Source organism: Pseudomonas sp. LF020 (assembly GCF_053456425.1).
Genome location: NZ_JBRFIX010000004.1, coordinates 307,319 through 324,897 on the forward strand (window position 1 = coordinate 307,319; position 17,579 = coordinate 324,897).

At 60.9% G+C, this 17,579-nt stretch carries 20 protein-coding genes; 3 read left to right on the forward strand and 17 right to left on the reverse strand.

Translation table 11 applies throughout. The features are described 5' to 3' along the window. Positions 1–127 precede the first annotated feature (127 nt). The 9 genes from ACU680_RS11970 to ubiE form a co-directional block, all read right to left on the reverse strand. Positions 128–835: a 16S rRNA (uracil(1498)-N(3))-methyltransferase gene (locus ACU680_RS11970; protein WP_367082659.1), complete on the reverse strand. Its 708-nt coding sequence runs from the start codon at positions 833–835 to the stop codon at positions 128–130. Next, positions 832–1,623, reverse strand: coding sequence for a twin-arginine translocase subunit TatC (gene tatC / locus ACU680_RS11975; RefSeq protein WP_448179540.1), 792 nt, complete (start codon positions 1,621–1,623; stop codon positions 832–834). Before tatC ends, ACU680_RS11970 begins: the two co-directional genes overlap by 4 nt. Further along, entirely contained in the window at positions 1,620–2,084 is a 465-nt protein-coding gene (gene tatB, locus ACU680_RS11980) for a Sec-independent protein translocase protein TatB (protein ID WP_448179541.1), read from the reverse strand. The genes tatC and tatB overlap by 4 nt, the downstream gene beginning before the upstream one ends. Positions 2,085–2,094: 10 nt before the next feature. Beyond that, complete coding sequence (locus ACU680_RS11985; RefSeq protein ID WP_003220847.1) at positions 2,095–2,376, reverse strand: twin-arginine translocase TatA/TatE family subunit; 282 nt, start codon at positions 2,374–2,376, stop codon at positions 2,095–2,097. A 25-nt stretch (positions 2,377–2,401) separates the two neighbouring features. Then, on the reverse strand, positions 2,402–2,734 hold the full coding sequence (locus ACU680_RS11990; protein WP_003220849.1) for a phosphoribosyl-ATP diphosphatase: 333 nt from the start codon (positions 2,732–2,734) through the stop codon (positions 2,402–2,404). Positions 2,735–3,003: 269 nt separating this feature from the next. Then, complete coding sequence (hisI, locus tag ACU680_RS11995; RefSeq protein ID WP_095667753.1) at positions 3,004–3,396, reverse strand: phosphoribosyl-AMP cyclohydrolase; 393 nt, start codon at positions 3,394–3,396, stop codon at positions 3,004–3,006. An 80-nt stretch (positions 3,397–3,476) separates the two neighbouring features. Then, entirely contained in the window at positions 3,477–5,081 is a 1,605-nt protein-coding gene (gene ubiB, locus ACU680_RS12000; RefSeq protein ID WP_448179542.1) for a ubiquinone biosynthesis regulatory protein kinase UbiB, read from the reverse strand. Beyond that, positions 5,078–5,701: a ubiquinone biosynthesis accessory factor UbiJ gene (locus tag ACU680_RS12005; RefSeq protein WP_426201779.1), complete on the reverse strand. Its 624-nt coding sequence runs from the start codon at positions 5,699–5,701 to the stop codon at positions 5,078–5,080. The genes ubiB and ACU680_RS12005 overlap by 4 nt, the downstream gene beginning before the upstream one ends. Next, complete coding sequence (gene ubiE / locus ACU680_RS12010; protein ID WP_007961779.1) at positions 5,701–6,471, reverse strand: bifunctional demethylmenaquinone methyltransferase/2-methoxy-6-polyprenyl-1,4-benzoquinol methylase UbiE; 771 nt, start codon at positions 6,469–6,471, stop codon at positions 5,701–5,703. Before ubiE ends, ACU680_RS12005 begins: the two co-directional genes overlap by 1 nt. Positions 6,472–6,625: 154 nt before the next feature. Between ubiE and ACU680_RS12015 the strand changes: the two genes are divergently transcribed. The 3 genes from ACU680_RS12015 to ACU680_RS12025 all read left to right on the forward strand — a co-directional run bounded on the left by ACU680_RS12015 (position 6,626) and on the right by ACU680_RS12025 (position 8,505). Next, positions 6,626–6,901 (forward strand): polyhydroxyalkanoic acid system family protein, encoded by a 276-nt coding sequence (locus ACU680_RS12015; protein ID WP_003220859.1) that lies wholly within the window; start codon positions 6,626–6,628, stop codon positions 6,899–6,901. A gap of 250 nt (positions 6,902–7,151) precedes the next feature. Next, positions 7,152–7,574: a phasin family protein gene (locus ACU680_RS12020; RefSeq protein WP_367082664.1), complete on the forward strand. Its 423-nt coding sequence runs from the start codon at positions 7,152–7,154 to the stop codon at positions 7,572–7,574. A 10-nt stretch (positions 7,575–7,584) separates the two neighbouring features. Continuing rightward, positions 7,585–8,505 (forward strand): phasin family protein, encoded by a 921-nt coding sequence (locus ACU680_RS12025; protein ID WP_448179543.1) that lies wholly within the window; start codon positions 7,585–7,587, stop codon positions 8,503–8,505. Between the two features lie 255 nt (positions 8,506–8,760). Here the strand turns inward: ACU680_RS12025 and ACU680_RS12030 are convergent, their stop codons facing one another. The 8 genes from ACU680_RS12030 to ACU680_RS12065 form a co-directional block, all read right to left on the reverse strand. Further along, positions 8,761–9,381 (reverse strand): TetR/AcrR family transcriptional regulator, encoded by a 621-nt coding sequence (locus ACU680_RS12030; protein ID WP_400763420.1) that lies wholly within the window; start codon positions 9,379–9,381, stop codon positions 8,761–8,763. A gap of 30 nt (positions 9,382–9,411) precedes the next feature. Further along, on the reverse strand, positions 9,412–11,094 hold the full coding sequence (gene phaC, locus ACU680_RS12035) for a class II poly(R)-hydroxyalkanoic acid synthase (protein WP_448179544.1): 1,683 nt from the start codon (positions 11,092–11,094) through the stop codon (positions 9,412–9,414). A gap of 139 nt (positions 11,095–11,233) precedes the next feature. After that, positions 11,234–12,088 carry a poly(3-hydroxyalkanoate) depolymerase gene (gene phaZ / locus ACU680_RS12040; protein ID WP_007961784.1) on the reverse strand — a complete coding sequence of 285 codons (855 nt, stop codon included), beginning with the start codon at positions 12,086–12,088 and terminating at the stop codon, positions 11,234–11,236. Positions 12,089–12,207: 119 nt separating this feature from the next. Continuing rightward, entirely contained in the window at positions 12,208–13,887 is a 1,680-nt protein-coding gene (gene phaC, locus ACU680_RS12045) for a class II poly(R)-hydroxyalkanoic acid synthase (protein ID WP_367082669.1), read from the reverse strand. A 257-nt stretch (positions 13,888–14,144) separates the two neighbouring features. Next, complete coding sequence (locus tag ACU680_RS12050; protein WP_367082670.1) at positions 14,145–14,522, reverse strand: gamma-butyrobetaine hydroxylase family protein; 378 nt, start codon at positions 14,520–14,522, stop codon at positions 14,145–14,147. 125 nt (positions 14,523–14,647) lie between these two features. Next, positions 14,648–15,985 (reverse strand): ATP-dependent protease ATPase subunit HslU, encoded by a 1,338-nt coding sequence (gene hslU / locus ACU680_RS12055; RefSeq protein ID WP_448179545.1) that lies wholly within the window; start codon positions 15,983–15,985, stop codon positions 14,648–14,650. Between the two features lie 55 nt (positions 15,986–16,040). Then, positions 16,041–16,571, reverse strand: coding sequence for an ATP-dependent protease subunit HslV (gene hslV / locus ACU680_RS12060; RefSeq protein WP_007968352.1), 531 nt, complete (start codon positions 16,569–16,571; stop codon positions 16,041–16,043). Between the two features lie 299 nt (positions 16,572–16,870). After that, a complete protein-coding gene (locus ACU680_RS12065; RefSeq protein WP_007968349.1) occupies positions 16,871–17,578 on the reverse strand; it encodes an SPOR domain-containing protein in 708 nt (235 codons plus the stop codon). Between the last annotated feature and the right edge of the window lies 1 nt (position 17,579).

Here is a 17,579-nt window from a genome sequence, read left to right on the forward strand (position 1 = left end):
TGGCGAGGGAGCTTGCTCCCGCCCGGCGGCGCAGCCGTCGCAAAACTGACAAACACATTTTCATCTGAGGGAAGAGCAATGGCCGCTTCGCGCCCAAGCGGGAGCAAGCTCCCTCGCCACAGTACTTTTAGAACAGGCGGGCGAGCAGGGCGGTGACGGCGGTTTCGACGCGCAGGATGCGCTCGCCCAGTTGCACCGGTTGCAGGCCGGACTTGCCCAGCAGGTCGATTTCGTAGGGGATCCAGCCGCCTTCGGGGCCGATCGCCAGGGTCACCGGTTCGCTCAGCGCACGTGGGCACGGCGGGTAATTGCCGGGATGGCCGACCAGACCCAGGGTGCCTTCGCTGATTGCCGGCAGGCGGTCTTCGACGAACGGCTTGAAGCGTTTCTCGATGATGACTTCCGGCAGCACGGTATCGCGGGCCTGTTCGAGGCCGAGGATCAGATTCTCGCGAATCGCTTCCGGCTCCAGAAACGGTGTCTGCCAGAAGCTCTTCTCGACCCGATAGCTGTTGACCAGAATCACCTTCGACACGCCCATGGTCGCCACGGTCTGGAACACTCGACGCAGCATCTTCGGCCGTGGCAGGGCCAGCACCAGGGTCAGCGGCAGCTTGGCCGGCGGTGGTTGATCGAGGATGACGCGCAACTCGGCCTCGCCGGCCTCGAGGCGCAGCAGTTCAGCCGAACCCATCAGTCCGTTGATGCGCCCCACGCGCAGGCTGTCCCCGACTTCCGAGCGATGCACTTCCTGCATGTGGGTCAGGCGCCGGTCACGCAGCACGACGCGGTCGGCCGCGATGAAGTCGGCCTCTTCGAGCAGCAGCAGGTTCATGCCTGGGTCGCTGGCGGCTGGTCGTTGTGATCGTCGGCTGGCGTTTCGTCCGGGCGTTCGCGTTTGCTGACCAGGCTGCCGAACAGAATGCCGATTTCAAACAGCATCCACATCGGCACGGCCAGCAGGGTCTGCGAGAAGATGTCCGGCGGGGTGAGGATCATGCCGACCACGAAGCAGCCGATGATCACGTACGGGCGAATCTTCTTCAGGTATTTGACGTCGACCACGCCGATCCACACCAGCAGCACCACGGCCACCGGGATTTCGAACGCGACGCCGAAGGCGAAGAACAGCGTCATGACGAAGTCGAGGTAACTGGTGATGTCGGTCATCATTTCCACGCCGGCCGGGGTGGCGGCGGCGAAGAACTTGAAGATCAGCGGGAACACGAAGTAATAGGCGAACGCCATGCCGGTGTAGAACAGCAGGATGCTCGACACCAGCAGCGGCACGGCGATGCGCTTCTCATGCTTGTACAGGCCCGGCGCGATGAAGCCCCAGATCTGATGCAGGATCACCGGAATCGCGAGGAACAGCGAGACCATCATCGTCAGCTTCAGCGGCGTCAGGAACGGCGACGATACGTCAGTGGCGATCATCGTCGCGCCGACCGGCAGGTACTGGCGTAGCGGCGTCGAGACGAAGGTGTAGATCTGCTGGGTGAAGGCGAACAACCCGGCGAAGATGATGAACACCGCCGCCACACACCGCAGCAGACGGGTGCGCAACTCGGTGAGGTGCGATACCAGCGGCATGTGCTGGTCGTTTTCGGGGAGATCGCTCATGGGGCTCGCGGCGGCAATGTAGGGTCGTGAGGCGCTGTTGTGGTCGGCGCGGCGGTTGGAGCTACGTGTTCAACCGAAGTTGCTGTAGCAGCCGGCACGGGGGCTGGCGGCGCTACAGCGGCGGCAGGTGCAGGTGTCGGAGCTGTTACAGCTGGCGCGGCTGGCGCATGAATCGTCTGCTCACCCACATGCTCAACCGGCGTTGGCTCCTGCTGAACCGGCGTGAAAATCTTCCGCGCCTCCTGCTCCAGCGACAAAATGTGCTCGTTGTGCAGTTGCCGACGGATCTCGTCGGCACCGATTTCACGTTCAACTTCCTGTTTGATCGCGTTGAAGCTGCGCTTCAGCCGGCCGACCCACAGGCCGGCGGTGCGCGCAGCGCCCGGCAGACGCTCGGGGCCCAGCACCAGCAGGGCGACGAGGCCGACGAGCAGCAGTTCAGAGAAGCTGATACCAAACATTAGTCAGTGCTCACACGTCTTTGCGGATCGGCTCTTCGACTTTCTGCGCCTGCACGTCGATGGTGTGCGGCGGGTTGGCCTGAGCGGTGGCTTGCGGCTGCACCGGAGGCACCGGTTGCGCAGGCGTTACGGTCGGATCGGCAGCGGGTTTCTCGTCGTCGTTCATGGCTTTGCGAAAGCCCTTGATCGACTCACCGACGTCGGTGCCGAGGTTTTTCAGTTTCTTGGTGCCGAACACCAGCACCACGACTACCAGAATGACGATCCAGTGTTTCCAGTCAAAAATGCCCATGTTGCTGTTCCTCTCTAAAAATTGTTCAGGCGGACGGACGCGAGGCTTTCTCGACGTGTCCGGACAGACCGAAGCGACGATCCAGTTCATCCAGCACGGCCTGCGGATGCTGCCCCAACTGGGCGAGCATGACCATGCTGTGGAACCACAGGTCGGCGGTCTCGTAGATCACATCGCTGCAGTCACCGCTGATGGCGGCGTCCTTGGCGGCAATGATGGTTTCGACCGACTCTTCGCCGACTTTCTCCAGAATCTTGTTCAGGCCCTTGTGATACAGACTAGCCACATATGAGCTGTCGGCAGCGGCGCCCTTGCGCTCTTCAAGCACCTGAGCGAGGCGGGTCAGGGTGTCACTCATGGGAGGATGTGTCATCAGTCATTTCCTGAGCTGCGCCGGAGCCTGATTTTGTGCAGGGCAAGGCGCGAGGAGTGTAGTTTGGCATTTCAAATAAACGACGAGTAACGCAGCCCTGCACAAAATCAGGCCCGGCCCTTCGGGTTGCCGGCTGAAAGCGCGCCATGCTGCGTTGCAGGCCTTGGCAAGGAAAAGACATTCCCTGCGGCCTGCGCCTTGCCTGGCGCGCTTTCAGCCGGCAACGCAGCTCAGTAAATGACTGATGACACATCCTATTGTCCTGCGGAATAGATAGCGTGCGGGTCTTTCAGAACCGGGTCGACCGTTTTCCAGTCGCCGTTTTCGAAGACGCGGTAAAAGCAGCTTTGACGGCCGGTATGGCAAGCGATGTCGCCGATCTGTTCGACCATCAGGATGATCACGTCGGCGTCACAGTCCAGGCGCATTTCATGCAGGGTCTGTACGTGGCCGGACTCTTCGCCCTTGCGCCACAGCTTGCCACGGGAACGTGACCAGTAGATTGCACGGTTTTCCGCAGCGGTCAGCTCCAGCGCTTCGCGGTTCATCCAGGCCATCATCAGCACGCGTCCGGTCTTGTGATCCTGGGCAATCGCCGGCACCAGGCCATCGGCGTCCCACTTGATCTCGTCCAGCCAGTTTTTCATCTTCGACTCCGACAGCGAACCCGTACTTCAATAGTCGGGTTCAGGCGTTGAAACAGTGTGCCAGCCGATCAGCGAACTGGCTATCGGCGAACGACCAGATACAAGCCGACGGCCACCATGATGCCCGCCGGCCAATGCCCCAGTTCGTGCAACGGACCACCGGCGGCGAGGATCGTCCCGCCGGCCAGATGCGCGCAACCGAGCAGGCGCAGGAACCAGTCGTCCTTGCGTTTGTGCCACGGTGGCGGCGGGTCGTAGGCGTGCGGTTGCGACACGCGTTCGAGCAGATCGCGGGCCATGTTGGCCAGATGCGGCAGTTGTTCGAACTGGCTCTGCACGTTGCCGAGCAAGGCTTTGGGGCTGACGCGCTCGCGCATCCAGCGCTCGAGGAAAGGCTGCGCGGTGTTCCACAGATCCAGATCCGGGTACAGCTGACGACCCAGACCTTCGATGTTCAGCAGGGTCTTTTGCAGCAGCACCAGTTGCGGCTGGACTTCCATATTGAAGCGGCGCGCGGTCTGGAACAGGCGCATCAGCACCTGGCCAAATGAAATATCTTTTAACGGTTTTTCGAATATCGGCTCGCACACGGTACGGATCGCCGCTTCGAATTCGTTGAGCTTGGTTTCCGCCGGTACCCAGCCCGAATCGATGTGCAACTGCGCCACGCGGCGGTAGTCGCGCTTGAAGAAGGCGAACAGGTTACGCGCCAGATAGTCCTGGTCTTCCGGGGTCAGACTGCCGACGATGCCGCAGTCGATCGCGATGTACTGCGGGCTCCACGGGTTGACGGTGCTGACGAAAATGTTGCCCGGGTGCATGTCGGCGTGGAAGAAACTGTCGCGGAACACCTGGGTGAAGAAGATCTCCACGCCGCGCTCGGCGAGCATTTTCATGTCGGTGCGCTGGTCGGCGAGAGTCGCCAGGTCCGTCACCTGAATCCCGTAGATACGCTCCATCACCAGCACTTTCGGCCGGCACCAGTCCCAATAGACTTGCGGCACGTAGAGCAGCGGCGAGCCTTCGAAGTTGCGCTTCAACTGGCTGGCGTTGGCCGCCTCGCGCAGCAGGTCGAGTTCGTCGTAGATGGTTTTTTCGTAGTCCTGCACCACGTCCACCGGGTGCAGCAGGCGGGCGTCGGCGGAGACTTTCTCGGCGGCGCGGGCGAGGATGAACAGCCACGCCAGATCCTGGGCGATCACCGGTTTCAGGCCCGGACGGATCACCTTGACCACCACTTCTTCGCCGGTCTTCAGTTGTGCGGCATGCACCTGCGCCACCGAGGCCGAGGCCAGCGGTTCGACGTCAAAGCGGCTGAACACTTCGCTGATTTTCTTGCCCAGCTGCTCTTCGATCAGCTTGATCGACAATTGCGAATCGAACGGCGGTACACGGTCCTGCAGCAGCATCAGCTCATCGGCGATGTCTTCCGGCAGCAGGTCGCGACGGGTCGAGAGAATCTGCCCGAACTTGATGAAGATCGGTCCCAGATCCTGCAGCGCCAGACGCAGGCGCGCACCACGACTCAGCTCCAGCGGCTTGCGCGGCAACCAGCGCCACGGCAGCACGTAGCGCAGCGCCAGGAGAAACCAGGGCAGCGGCAGATCGAACAGCAGGTCATCGAGGCGGTAGCGGATCACGACGCGCTGGATGCGCAACAGACGGCGGACGGCAAGCAGCTTCATGCGTTATCGCTTGGGTCGAGGGATCGGGAAAGGCGCTCGAAGCGCGCCTCGAGACGTTCCAGATCAAGTTTGATCCGGTCCAGTTCGCTGAATCGCGCTTCGGCTTCGCGCTGCCCGACGAGGGTGCGCGATTCTTCGGCAAGGTATTCGGCGAGGTTCTGGTTGAGGCTGGCAAATCCTTGTTGATACCAGCGTGCGCGGCTGCGCAGATGGCCACCGATCAGTTGCGTGGCGACCGGGCCGAGCCAGCGTGAGAGTTCGTACTCCCAGTCCAGCTCGAGGTCCTGCAGCACCCCGGCCAGTTCCAGCAGCACGCCGCTGTCACCGTCGAGCTCGACTTCCGGGGCGTGCAGCACCGCGGTCTTGTCCTTGCTCAGGGCCAGTTTCAGCAGGCTCGAGGCCGGAGCGCGCAGGGTGCAGTCGACGCCGGTTTCCCAGTGCGAGGCGAGCATCAGGCCCTCATCGCTGGGCAGGATGAACAGTTGCAGCGCCGGGCTGCGGCAATCGACGGCAATCACTTTGCCGGTCAGATGCGCCAGCCGCGGCAGCGCCGTGCTGTCGAGACGCAGCACCCGGTTGAGGCCGAGTTCGACGCTGGCGAGCAGCCCGGTGAGCAACATCAGGGCTTGATGCCGCGGTGCAGGGCGACGATGCCTGCGGTCATGTTGTGATAGGTCACGCGGTCGAAACCGGCGTCGACCATCATCGACTTCAGGGTTTCCTGATTCGGGTGCATGCGGATCGATTCGGCCAGGTAGCGATAGCTTTCCGAGTCGTTGGTGATCAGCTTGCCCATCAGCGGCATGAAGGCGAACGAGTAAGCGTCGTAGGCTTTTGACATCAGCGCGTTGGTCGGCTTGGAGAACTCCAGCACCAGCAGGCGACCGCCGGGCTTAAGCACGCGCAGCATCGAACGTAGGGCGTCTTCTTTGTGCGTCACGTTGCGCAGGCCGAAAGCGATGGTCACGCAGTCGAAGTGGTTGTCCGGGAACGGCAGCTTTTCGGCGTCCGCCTGAACGAATTCGACGTTGCCCGACACACCCAGATCCAGCAGGCGGTCACGGCCGACCTTGAGCATCGATTCGTTGATGTCAGCCAGAACCACCTGACCGGTCGGGCCGACCAGGTGCGAGAACTTTTTGGTCAGATCGCCAGTGCCGCCGGCGATGTCGAGCACGCGGTTGCCTGCACGCACACCGGACAGTTCGATCGCGAAACGCTTCCACAGACGGTGCATGCCGCCCGACAGAAGGTCGTTCATCAGGTCGTACTTGGCGGCTACGGAGTGGAATACCTCAGCGACTTTTTCCGCTTTCTGGCTTTCCGGAACGTTTTTGAAGCCGAAGTGTGTGGTGGGTTCGGCATCGCTGCCTTTGCGCTGATCAGTCATATCGCTGTCACCAAAAGAGAATGCGCGACATTCTAATCCCCAAGCCATGCTTTGTCTTGGAATGGCTAAAGGTAAGATGGGCAACCTTCGGGACGATTTGCCGCAGACGCGGTCAAGATTTACCGTCACCTATTCATCAAGCAGGAGTCATTCGATGGCCAAAATCAGTGTTGAGCGTGCCCATAGCCTGGGCAAGGAAGCCGCCCGCGAGAAGGCCGACAAGCTGGCGCAGAAACTCTCCGATCAATATGGCCTGGAGCCGCAGTGGTCGGGTGACACCCTGAACCTCAAACGCTCGGGCGTGAAAGGCGCGGTGCATGTTGCCGACGATTCGATCCGTGTCGACGTGGAACTGGGCATCATGATGTCGGCCATGAGCGGCATGATCAAAGCCGAGATCGAGAAAGCGCTGGACAAAGCGCTGGTCTGACGCCTTTTTTTTCTGAATCCCGAATCCCTGTGGGAGCGGGCTTGCCCGCGATGGCGGTGGGTCAGATTACGAAAATTCTGGATGTGCCGGCCTCATCGCGGGCAAGCCCGCTCCCACAGGGTTCGAGTTTGTCCTGCCGACTGTTTATGTCAGTTGTTAGGGTGCCGTTTCTAATTTTTCTCCCTACTTTGTGCCTGAGCCCGACACATCTGCGGGCAGTTCCTCAAACCTTCTGCGCGTGAGGTGCACCATGGCCAAAGTCATTCTGAAGAAAAAAATCGACGCTTCGACTTCTGCTCTGAGCGACGTCAAATCCTATGCCCGCAAGATCTGGCTGGCAGGCCTGGGTGCCTACACCAAGGTCGGCCAGGAAGGTAGCGACTACTTTCAAGAGTTGATCAAGGCTGGTCAAACTGTTGAAAAGAAAGGCAAAAAAGCCGTCACCGAAAAACTCGAAGCCGCCAACGCCGAGATCGACGAAGCCAAGGATGAAGTCAGCTCGTTCAAAGGTCGCGTCGAAGTTCAGCTCGACAAGGTCGAGAAGGCGTTCGACTCCCGTGTAGCAAGCGCCTTGAATCGTATCGGCATTCCGTCTAAACATGACGTTGAGACACTCTCTGCTAAGCTCGATGAGCTGACGGCATTGCTCGAACGCGTCGCGCGTAAATCTTAAGGAGAACGGGATGGCTGGTAAAAAGAACACCGATAAAGAAGGCAGCTCGTGGATTGGGAAAGTCGAAGACTACTCCCGCAAAATCTGGCTGGCTGGTTTAGGCGTGTACTCGAAGATCGACACTGACGGCAGCAAGCTCTTCGATACATTGGTCAAAGACGGCGAGAAAGCCGAGAAGCTCACCAAGTCTGCAGTCGGCAAAAAAGTCGATGCCGCCAAGGACTCCGCTTCTTCGGCCAAGTCGCGCATCAGCGGCGTGAAAGATCGCGCACTGGGCAAGTGGGACGAGCTGGAAGGCGCTTTCGACAAGCGCCTGAACAGCGCGATTTCGCGCCTGGGTGTGCCTAGCCGCAACGAAGTCAAAGCGCTGCACAGCAAGGTCGAAACCCTGACCAAGCAGATCGAGAAACTCACTGGCGAGAAGGCGCGTCCGGTAGCGGCGAAAACCGCTGCGGCCAAACCAGCCGCTAAAACTGCAGCGGCAAAACCGGCAGCCAAAACAGCGGCCAAGCCATTGGCCAAAGCGGCTGCCAAACCGGTGGCGAAGGCTAAAGCAGCCGTTAAATCCGTAGCGAAAACGGCTGCCGCCAAGCCTGCTGCGAAAGCAGCGGCCAAGCCGGTTGCAGCCGCCAAGGCCGCTGCGAAGCCTGCCGCTAAAACTGCGGCGAAGCCAGCAGCCAAGCCAGCAGCGAAAACCGCAGCCGCAAAACCGGCTGCCAAGCCTGCGGCCAAACCGGCTGCGGCGAAAAAGCCGGCAGTGAAAAAACCGGCCGCGCCGAAAGCCGCTGCGCCGAAGCCAGCTGCACCCGCAGCAGCCAAGCCTGCTACCCCGGCAACCCCGGCCAGCGCGTCGAACTCCGCCGCTGCACCGACTCCGGTAGCCACCCCGACTGCTGCATCGACCCCGTCGACGCCAACCAGTCAGTCCTGATTTTTCAGGGCAAAACAAAACGCCCGGCCTGTGAAGGTCGGGCGTTTTTGTTTGTGCTTTTAAAAACTTACCCTCACCCAGCCCTCTCCCCGAGGGAGAGGGGGCCGATTCGGGGATGCTTCAGCCTTACACCGACCTGAAAGTGTCGTATTGAATCCATAATCGACTGGATTTTTCAGGTCGCCGTATCGCGTAAGACAATAAGGTCAGTCCCCTCTCCCTCTGGGAGAGGGTTAGGGTGAGGGGCTCTTGATTTCATTCGTGATCTTCGAGGTATTGCAGGGCCATCCGCTCCGTCGCCACTTTCACCGGGGGCAGCAGATGCGGCGCCACCAGCATCATGATCTGGTACACCACCAGTTTGACCTCGCCCTCGCGATCGAGAATCCGCTGATAGTCCAGCGAGAACAGCAGGGTCATGGTGATCTGCTCCACCAGTTGCCCCAACGCCTGGGTATCACTGACCAGTTGCCCGGATGCCTTCAATCGCGCCAGCAATGACGCCAGCGTGCGCTTGAGCGCGTTGAGTAGGCTGCGGATGCCCTTTGCCAGCTTCGGCAGGCGCCCTGCGAGGTTCGACAGGTCCTGGAACAGAAAGCGGTACTGCGCCAGGCGCTCGACGATCAGGTGCAGGAACAGCCAGTAATCCTCCGGCGCCAGCTCGACATCCGAAGGCGGGTCGAGCAGGGGCGCCAGTTCGTTCTGAAAGCGTTCGAACAGGCCGAGAATCAACGGCTCCTTGCCGTGAAAGTGGTAGTAGAGGTTGCCGGGGCTGATCCCCATTTCGTTGGCAACCTCCATGGTGGAGACGTTGGGCTCACCCTTTTCGTTGAACAGTTGCAGGGCACATTCGAGAATCCGGTCGCGGGTCTTCATCCAGTCTTCTTAGAAAAGTTTGGTTAAGCGTCAGCGCACATGCACGTAGGTGCCGGGTGCCGCCTCCATCGGTGGATAGTTCGGATTGCCGAGGGTAAACGTGGTCTCGTGCTGTGTGCCGGAGCGTTGCTGTATCCATTCCAGCCACTGCGGCCACCAGCTGCCATCAGTGCGTTTGGCGTCGTAATACCAGGCGCGCGGATCGCTGCTCAGCTTGCCGTTCTCGACGTAATTGGCTTTCGGGTTGCTCGGCGGGTTGAGGATGCTTTGCACGTGCCCGCTGTTGGACAGTACAAAGCGCCGCTCGCCACCGAGCAGCAGGGTCGAGCGGTACACCGCGTCCCACGGCGTGATGTGGTCGTTCATGCCAGCCACGCTGAAGCTGTCGACGGTGACTTTCTGCAGATCGATCGGCGTGCCGCAGACTTCCAGCCCGCCCGGATGGGTCAGCGGGTTGTGCTTGAAGAAGTCCAGCAGGTCGCCGTGGAAGGCGGCGGGCAGACGGGTGTTGTCGTTGTTCCAGTAGAGGATGTCGAAGGCTGGCGGCTCCTTGCCGAGCAGGTAGTTATTGACGAAGTAGCTCCAGATCAAATCGTTGGGCCGCATCCAGGCAAACACCTTGGCCATGTCGCGACCGTCGAGCACGCCTCTCTGGTAGGAACGGCGTTTGGCCGCTTCGATGGTTTGTTCGTCGGCGAACAGCGTGGTCGGGGTTTCGATCTCGCTGTCGAGCAGGCTGACCAGATAGGTCGCACTGGAGATCCGCCGCAGTTGCCGTTTGGCCTGCAGATGACCCTGCAGCGCGGCGATGGTCAGGCCGCCGGCGCAGGCGCCCATCAAGTTGACCTCGCGCGCGCCGGTGATCGCCCGGCAGATATTCATCGCTTCTTCCACCGCCTCGACGTAGGTCGACAGGCCCCATTCACGGTGGCGCACGTCCGGGTTGCGCCAACTGATCATGAAGGTCTGCAGGCCGTTTTTCAGCGCGTACTGGACGAAGCTGTTGTGCGGGCTGAGGTCGAAAATGTAGTACTTGTTGATTTGCGGCGGCACCACCAGCAGCGGCTTGGCGTACTGCTTTTCGCTCATCGGCTTGTACTGGATCAGCTCGAGCATCTCGTTGCGAAACACCACGGCGCCGGTGGTGGTGGCAACGGTCTTGCCGACTTCGAACGCCTGCTTGGTAACCTGTCGCGGCAGGCCATCGTTGTGCAGCAGATCATCGAACAGATGGCTCAGGCCGCGCACCAGACTCTGGCCGCCGGAATTAAACAGCTCCTTGACCGCCAGCGGGTTGAGCAGGGTATTGGAGGGCGCCACGGCATCGTTGAGCAGGGTGAACGCGAAGTGCGCGCGAGCGCGGTCGTCCTCGCTCATGCTGCTTTCATCGATCCAGCTCTTGACCTGTTTCTGCCAGGCCAGATACGCCTGCAGGCTGCGCCGGTAGAACGGATTGAGGCTCCATGCCGGGTCGGCGAACCGCGCATCCTGCGGGTTGGTCGGGTGCAGCGTTTCACCGAGCAGCACCCGACCGAGCTGGCCGCCGAGTTTCAAGGCGTGTTTCGCGCTGTGGAGCGGGTTGCGCAGACCGTGGGCGGCGACGCTGCGCAAGGTCGAGAGCAAGTCCCGCCCACGCAGGCCGGTCATTGCACTCTGTGCATTGATGAACACGGCGGGACTGGGCACCACGCCCGTCGCAGGTTTGTCGCGCATGACTCAACACTCCTTCGTCTTCAGGTCAAAAACAAACTCACCGAACCAGAACACCATAGTCGCTGTTACGGGTTGCTGCCTGCGCGGCGTCCTGCCGCGCGCATTGTTCAAAACCCTGCATAAAGCCTGCCGCCGTGACTTATCCGCCCAGCGGGGTCGGGTGCGGGTGCATCACGGCGCGCTGCCGTTCCTCCTCAAGGAATTTCATGATGATCGGCGCCACGGCTTCGGCGCGGGTGATCAGGAACAGATGACCGTCGTCGATGATGTGCAGCTGGGCGTTGGGGATGCGCCAGGCAAGCATGCGCATATTGATCAGCGGGATCAGCGGATCGTCGTCGCCGGCCAGCACCAGCGTCGGCTGATGGATCTTGTGCAGCCAGTGAATGCTGGTCCAGCCGAGGCCGGCGAACAGTTGCCAGTAGTAACCGAGCTTGCCCGCCGAACGCACTTTCGCCGCATGGCTGGCAGCCAGGGTCGGGTCGCGGCGGAACGAGCCGCCGTAGATCAGCGGCGCAATGCGGATCACGTGGGACGGCTGGATGTAACGGCGGGGACTGGCCATCATCCACAGCACTTTCGGTTTGCCCGGCACCATGAAAGCACCGGCGGCGGTTGCTGCCAGCACCAGTTTCTTGCAGCGTTCGGGATAGTCGTGGGCGAATTGCTGCGCCAGCGCGCCGCCCCACGACACGCCGATCACGTTGACCTGACCGTAGTCGAGGTAGTCGAGCATCCGCGCCGTCAGCTTCGCCAGCCCGGGAAAGCGATAAGGCCGGCTCGGCGTCGACGAGCCGCCGACACCGGGCACGTCAAAGGCGATCACTTCCAGATCCGGGTCCAGCGCCGCGACAAACGGAAACACCAGCTCCAGGTTGGCGCCGATGCCATTGAAAATCAGCAAGGGCGTCAAATGAGGCTTGCCGGGGCGTACCGCGGTGCGGAGGGTCTGCCCATCCAGATCGACGGTACGGAAAATGAACGGTTGCGGCATGCTTCAGGCCCTGTGAATTAATTCATCCCCGCTCCCCTGCAGGAGTGAGCCTTGTGGTGAGGGGATAAATCCCCTCACCACAGTTTCACCCCACAGTTCGGGGAGCCGAGGTGTGTCAGTTACCGCTCATGAACATAAGTGCCCGGCGAGGCCTCGCCTGCCGGATACGCCTTGTTGCCCAGTTTCAGTGGTGCCTTTTTCAGATTGCCCGAGCGCTCGGCCTGCCACGCCTGCCAGTACAGCCACCAGGAATCGGTGTGCTTGGTCGAGTTCTCTTGCCACTCGTCGGCATTGGCGGCCATGCCTTCGCTGGTCATGTAGCGCGATTTCGGGTTGCCCGGCGGATTCAGGATGCTCTGGATGTGCCCGCTGCTCGACAGCACGAACTCGACCTTGCCGCCAAACAGCTGCGCCGACTTGTAGCAGGACTTCCACGGCGTGATGTGGTCGTTGGTGCCGGCCAGCGAGAAGATGTCGGCGGTAACCTGCTTGAGGTCGATCGGCGTGCCGCACACTTCCAGTGCATTGGGGCGGATCAGTGGGTTGTTTTTGAACATCTCGATCAGGTCGCCGTGAAACGCTGCCGGCAACCGGGTGGTGTCGTTGTTCCAGAACAGGATGTCGAACACCGGCGGCTCGTTGCCGAGCAGGTAGTTGTTGACCCAGTAGTTCCAGATCAGGTCGTTGGGACGCATCCACGCGAAGACCTTGGCCATGTCTTTGCCTTCGAGCACGCCGGCCTGGTACGAGTGGCGCTTGGCGGTCTCGAGGGTCTGCTCGTCGACGAACAGGGCGACGTCGCTGTCCAGGGTGGTGTCGAGCACGCTGACCAGCAGGGTCAGGGCGTTGACCTTGTTCTGACCGAGGGCGGCGTAGTGGCCGAGCAGGGCGGTGCAGGTGATGCCGCCGGAGCAGGCGCCGAGCATGTTCACGTCTTTGCTGCCGGTGATCGCGGTGACCACGTCGACCGCTTCTTTCAGCGCATCGATGTAGGTCGACAGGCCCCACTCGCGCTGGGCCTTGGTCGGGTTGCGCCAGCTGACGATGAAGGTCTGCACGTTGTTGCGCAGGCAGAAGCGCGCCAGACTCTTGTCCGGGCTCAAATCGAAAACGTAGAACTTGTTGATCTGTGGCGGCACCACGAGCAGTGGACGCTCGTGCACCTGCTCGGTGATCGGCTTGTACTGGATCAGTTCCAGCACGTCGTTGCGAAACACCACCGCGCCTTCGGTCACGCCGAGGCTCTTGCCGACCTCGAACGCGCCCATGTTGACCTGGCTCGGCATGCCGCCGTTGTGCACCAGATCCTTGGCCAGATGCGAGAGGCCGTCGAGCAGGCTTTTGCCGCCGGTCTCGAAGAAGCGTTTGACCGCTGCCGGGTTGGCGGCGGTGTTGGTCGGGGCCATGGCTTCGGTCATCAGGTTGATCACGAAGTGGCCGCGCGCGATGTCTTTGGGTGACAGGCTGCTGTCGTCGATCCAGGAATGGAGCTCCTTGCGCCACGCCAGGTAAGTTTGCAGATAACGTTTGTAGAGCGGGTTCTGACTCCACGCCGGATCAACGAAGCGACGATCATCGCTGGCCGGTTGCAGTTCGGATTTGCCGAACAGCACGTTCTTCAGTTCAAGACCGAAATGGGTCACGTGCTTGACGCTATGGATCGGTTGTTTGATGGCCTGGGTCAGCACCATTCGAGCAGAGGCCAGCAGATCCTTTCCGCGCAGCCCAACGACGGGATTAAGCCCCAGGGTGTTTTCCGAGGCTTGGTACTTCAGGTCATCGTTATTCTTGTTACTCATCTACGACGCTCCATTGTCCTGAGACGAGTACCCGGTGTTGTGCTGTGCAGTTCCACAGCGAATGCCAGGTACTACTGCTCGGGTGACCGTTAATTCTGCATAGCTGCTTTACAGTCGTAGAGCACTGCAGGGAACTTGCCAGCTCCATTGGTTACCCGAGTTTAATTTTTTTCGCAAGCGGCCGATCCTCGACCACTTGGCGCAGCATTCAAACAGATGAATTTAGAAAATGCCCTCTAAAGAGCAAGAGTCTCGGACTAGAGCATCAGCTTGACGATCGACTGGTCCGGATCGCGGGTTTTCCCGGCGGCTTTGAGCTCGGCCAGATAATCGGCCCAGAGTGCGTCATGACGTCGCCCCAGCTCGTAGAGGTATTCCCAGGTGAACAGGCCGCTGTCGTGACCGTCGTCGAAGGTCAGTTTCAGTGCGTAGTGACCGGCCGGTTCCAGTGCGGTCAGTCCGACATTGAGCTTGCCGAATTGCAGGATCGGTTTGCCATGGCCTTGGACCTCGGCGGAAGGGGAATGCACGCGCAGAAATTCGGCGGGCAGGGTGTACTCCTCGCCGGACGCGTATTTGAGCGTCAGGGTTTTCGAGGCTTTGTGCAGTTTGATGTCGGTGGGAATAGTGGTCATTGCAGGTCATCCGACTGTGATGAGCCCCTGTAGGAGCTGCCGAAGGCTGCGATCTTTTGATCTTGTCTTTTATAAATCAAAATCAAAAGATCGCAGCCTGCGGCAGCTCCTACAGGGAAGGTGACCTACAGGATATAACGGGACAGGTCTTCGTTCTGCGCCAATTCGCCCAGATGGCTGTTGACGTACGCAGCGTCGATCAGGATCGGCTTGTCGTCATGCGTGCTGGCCAGGTCGCCGGCACTGAACGACACCTCTTCCAGCAGACGCTCAAGCAGCGTGTGTAGACGACGGGCACCGATGTTCTCGGTCTTCTCGTTGACCTGCCAGGCGATTTCCGCCAGACGCTTGATGCCTTCCGGCTGGAACTGGATGTTCAGGCCTTCTGTTTTCAGCAGTGCGCAGTATTGCTCGGTGAGCGAGGCGTGCGGTTCGCTGAGGATGCGTTCGAAGTCTTCCGGGCTCAGCGCCTTGAGTTCGACGCGGATCGGCAGACGACCCTGCAGCTCAGGCACCAGATCGCTCGGCTTGCTCAGGTGGAACGCGCCGGAGGCGATGAACAGGATGTGGTCGGTCTTGACCATGCCCAGCTTGGTGTTGACGGTGCAGCCTTCGATCAGCGGCAGCAGGTCGCGTTGTACGCCTTCACGGGACACGTCGGCGCCGCCGACATTGCCGCGCTTGGCGACCTTGTCGATTTCGTCGATGAACACGATGCCGTGCTGCTCGACCGCTTCCAGCGCCTTGGCCTTCAGCTCTTCTTCGTTGACCAGACGCCCGGCCTCTTCGTCGCGCACCAGTTTCAGTGCTTCTTTGACCTTGAGCTTGCGCGCCTTCTTCTTGCCCTTGCCCATGTTGGCGAACAGGTTCTGCAACTGGCTGGTCATTTCTTCCATGCCAGGCGGCGTGGCGATCTCGATGCCGGCCACTTCGGCGACTTCGATCTCGATTTCCTTGTCGTCCAGTTGTCCTTCGCGCAGGCGTTTGCGGAACAGCTGACGGGTGTTGGAATCGCTGCTCGGCGCTTCTTCATTGCTGAAGCCCATGCGTGCCGGTGGCAGCAGTGCGTCGAGGATACGATCCTCGGCAGCGTCTTCGGCACGGTGGCGCACGCGGGTCATTTCCTGCTCGCGCAGCATCTTGATCGCGGCGTCGGCCAGATCACGGATGATCGATTCGACGTCGCGGCCAACGTAGCCGACTTCGGTGAATTTAGTCGCTTCGACCTTGATGAACGGCGCGTTGGCCAGTTTTGCCAGGCGACGGGCGATCTCGGTTTTACCGACACCGGTCGGGCCGATCATCAGGATGTTTTTCGGAGTCACTTCAACGCGCAGCTCTTCAGGCAGCTGCATGCGGCGCCAGCGGTTGCGCAGGGCAATCGCGACGGCGCGCTTGGCATCGTCCTGGCCGATGATATGGCGGTTGAGTTCGTGGACGATTTCGCGGGGAGTCATGGACATAATAATTGACGGTCCTCAAGCAGAAACAAGCCGTGGCACTTAGGCCGCGTCAGGCTTATTCAGCGAGATCCTGCTCCTCAATGGTCTGGGTGTGGTTGGTGAATACACAGATGTCGCCGGCGATACCGAGGGCAGTTTCGACGATCTCACGGGCCGACAGGTCGGTCTTTTTCAACAGCGCGCTGGCTGCGGCTTGCGCGTAGGCGCCGCCGGAACCCATGGCGATCAGGCCGTCTTCGGGTTCGACCACGTCACCGTTGCCGGTGATGATCAGCGAGGCGTCCTTGTTGGCGACCGCGAGCATGGCTTCGAGGCGGCTCAGGGAGCGGTCGGTGCGCCATTCTTTGGCGAGTTCGACAGCGGCGCGGATCAGGTGGCCCTGATGTTTCTCAAGCTGGCCTTCGAAACGTTCGAACAGAGTGAAGGCGTCGGCGGTGGCACCGGCGAAACCGGCGATGACCTGGCCGTGGTACAGGCGACGCACCTTTTTGGCGTTGCCTTTCATCACGGTGTTGCCGAGAGAAACCTGGCCGTCGCCGCCCATGACGACTTTGCCGTGGCGGCGGACTGAAACGATGGTGGTCAAGGGAAGAGTCTCCACGCAGCGGGGCGAAAATGCCTTATGCCCATTCATATGGGGGTGCTGGAGAGGATTTCAACCGGGGAGGGTAATGGGAGACGAATGGTGTTTGATGACTGTGGCGAGGGGATTTATCCCCGATGGGGCGCGAAGCGGCCCTGAAACCTGCGGTTGCAGTCGGTCTGACGCACCGCGAATGCCGGATTTACGACTGCTGCGCAGCCGGTCGGGGCGGTGCGACGTTTCGCTAAATCCCCTCACCACAAGGTTGTGGGCAACCTCAGAGTGAGGTGCCCACAGGCCAATCAGCGGCTCTGGCGTTGTTGTAACAACAGATTGCTGAAGCCGCTGCCGGCCAGTTGTTTCTGCGCCGTGGTCAGTTGTTCGCGGTTGCTGAACGGGCCAACCAGTACGCGATACCAGGTTTCATCCTTCACTGTGCCGGACTCAACCGCCACAGCCTGGCCGAGCAGAATGATCTGCGCCCGCACCTTGTCCGCGTCCGCCTCTTTGCGGAACGAACCGGCCTGGAGGAAGAACTTGGTCACTGGCGCCGCTTTCGCCACCGGTGGCGCTGGCGGTGGGGTAATGCCCGACAGCGCGGCCTGCGCGCGTGCGGTGTCGATCTTCGCCGCTTCCGCCGGGGTAACCGGTGTGGTCGGCACTTGCGGCGTCGGCAGGGTTTTCTCCGGCACGGCATCCGGCGGCACGATCACTTCCGATTCCGGCAGCAGGGTGTAGAAGTCGTACTTCGGCTTCACCGGTTGCGTCGGGCTCGGCGGGGTCTTGTTGGCCTCGGCGATCTTCGACGCTTTCTGCTGCTGCGCCTGCTCGACTTTCTCGCGCTTGACCGTGTCGCTGCCCTTGCCCGGCTCCAGTTTCATCAGGAACACGATGAACGCGCCGACCGTCAGGCCGATGGCCATCCACAGCCAGCCCGGGATCGGTTGCTTTGCAGGAGCTTGGTAACGGCTGGCGCCACGCTTGGGTGCAGGTTTTTTCTTGGCAGCCAAC

What these genes read in the sequence shown, in the direction of transcription:
- ACU680_RS11970 (WP_367082659.1), bottom strand. Translation starts at nt 835, where the DNA reads ATGAACCTGCTGCTGCTCGAAGAGGCCGACTTCATCGCGGCCGACCGC.
- tatC (WP_448179540.1), bottom strand. Translation starts at nt 1,623, where the DNA reads ATGAGCGATCTCCCCGAAAACGACCAGCACATGCCGCTGGTATCGCAC.
- tatB (WP_448179541.1), bottom strand. Translation starts at nt 2,084, where the DNA reads ATGTTTGGTATCAGCTTCTCTGAACTGCTGCTCGTCGGCCTCGTCGCC.
- ACU680_RS11985 (WP_003220847.1), bottom strand. Translation starts at nt 2,376, where the DNA reads ATGGGCATTTTTGACTGGAAACACTGGATCGTCATTCTGGTAGTCGTG.
- ACU680_RS11990 (WP_003220849.1), bottom strand. Translation starts at nt 2,734, where the DNA reads ATGAGTGACACCCTGACCCGCCTCGCTCAGGTGCTTGAAGAGCGCAAG.
- hisI (WP_095667753.1), bottom strand. Translation starts at nt 3,396, where the DNA reads ATGAAAAACTGGCTGGACGAGATCAAGTGGGACGCCGATGGCCTGGTG.
- ubiB (WP_448179542.1), bottom strand. Translation starts at nt 5,081, where the DNA reads ATGAAGCTGCTTGCCGTCCGCCGTCTGTTGCGCATCCAGCGCGTCGTG.
- ACU680_RS12005 (WP_426201779.1), bottom strand. Translation starts at nt 5,701, where the DNA reads ATGTTGCTCACCGGGCTGCTCGCCAGCGTCGAACTCGGCCTCAACCGG.
- ubiE (WP_007961779.1), bottom strand. Translation starts at nt 6,471, where the DNA reads ATGACTGATCAGCGCAAAGGCAGCGATGCCGAACCCACCACACACTTC.
- ACU680_RS12015 (WP_003220859.1), top strand. Translation starts at nt 6,626, where the DNA reads ATGGCCAAAATCAGTGTTGAGCGTGCCCATAGCCTGGGCAAGGAAGCC.
- ACU680_RS12020 (WP_367082664.1), top strand. Translation starts at nt 7,152, where the DNA reads ATGGCCAAAGTCATTCTGAAGAAAAAAATCGACGCTTCGACTTCTGCT.
- ACU680_RS12025 (WP_448179543.1), top strand. Translation starts at nt 7,585, where the DNA reads ATGGCTGGTAAAAAGAACACCGATAAAGAAGGCAGCTCGTGGATTGGG.
- ACU680_RS12030 (WP_400763420.1), bottom strand. Translation starts at nt 9,381, where the DNA reads ATGAAGACCCGCGACCGGATTCTCGAATGTGCCCTGCAACTGTTCAAC.
- phaC (WP_448179544.1), bottom strand. Translation starts at nt 11,094, where the DNA reads ATGCGCGACAAACCTGCGACGGGCGTGGTGCCCAGTCCCGCCGTGTTC.
- phaZ (WP_007961784.1), bottom strand. Translation starts at nt 12,088, where the DNA reads ATGCCGCAACCGTTCATTTTCCGTACCGTCGATCTGGATGGGCAGACC.
- phaC (WP_367082669.1), bottom strand. Translation starts at nt 13,887, where the DNA reads ATGAGTAACAAGAATAACGATGACCTGAAGTACCAAGCCTCGGAAAAC.
- ACU680_RS12050 (WP_367082670.1), bottom strand. Translation starts at nt 14,522, where the DNA reads ATGACCACTATTCCCACCGACATCAAACTGCACAAAGCCTCGAAAACC.
- hslU (WP_448179545.1), bottom strand. Translation starts at nt 15,985, where the DNA reads ATGTCCATGACTCCCCGCGAAATCGTCCACGAACTCAACCGCCATATC.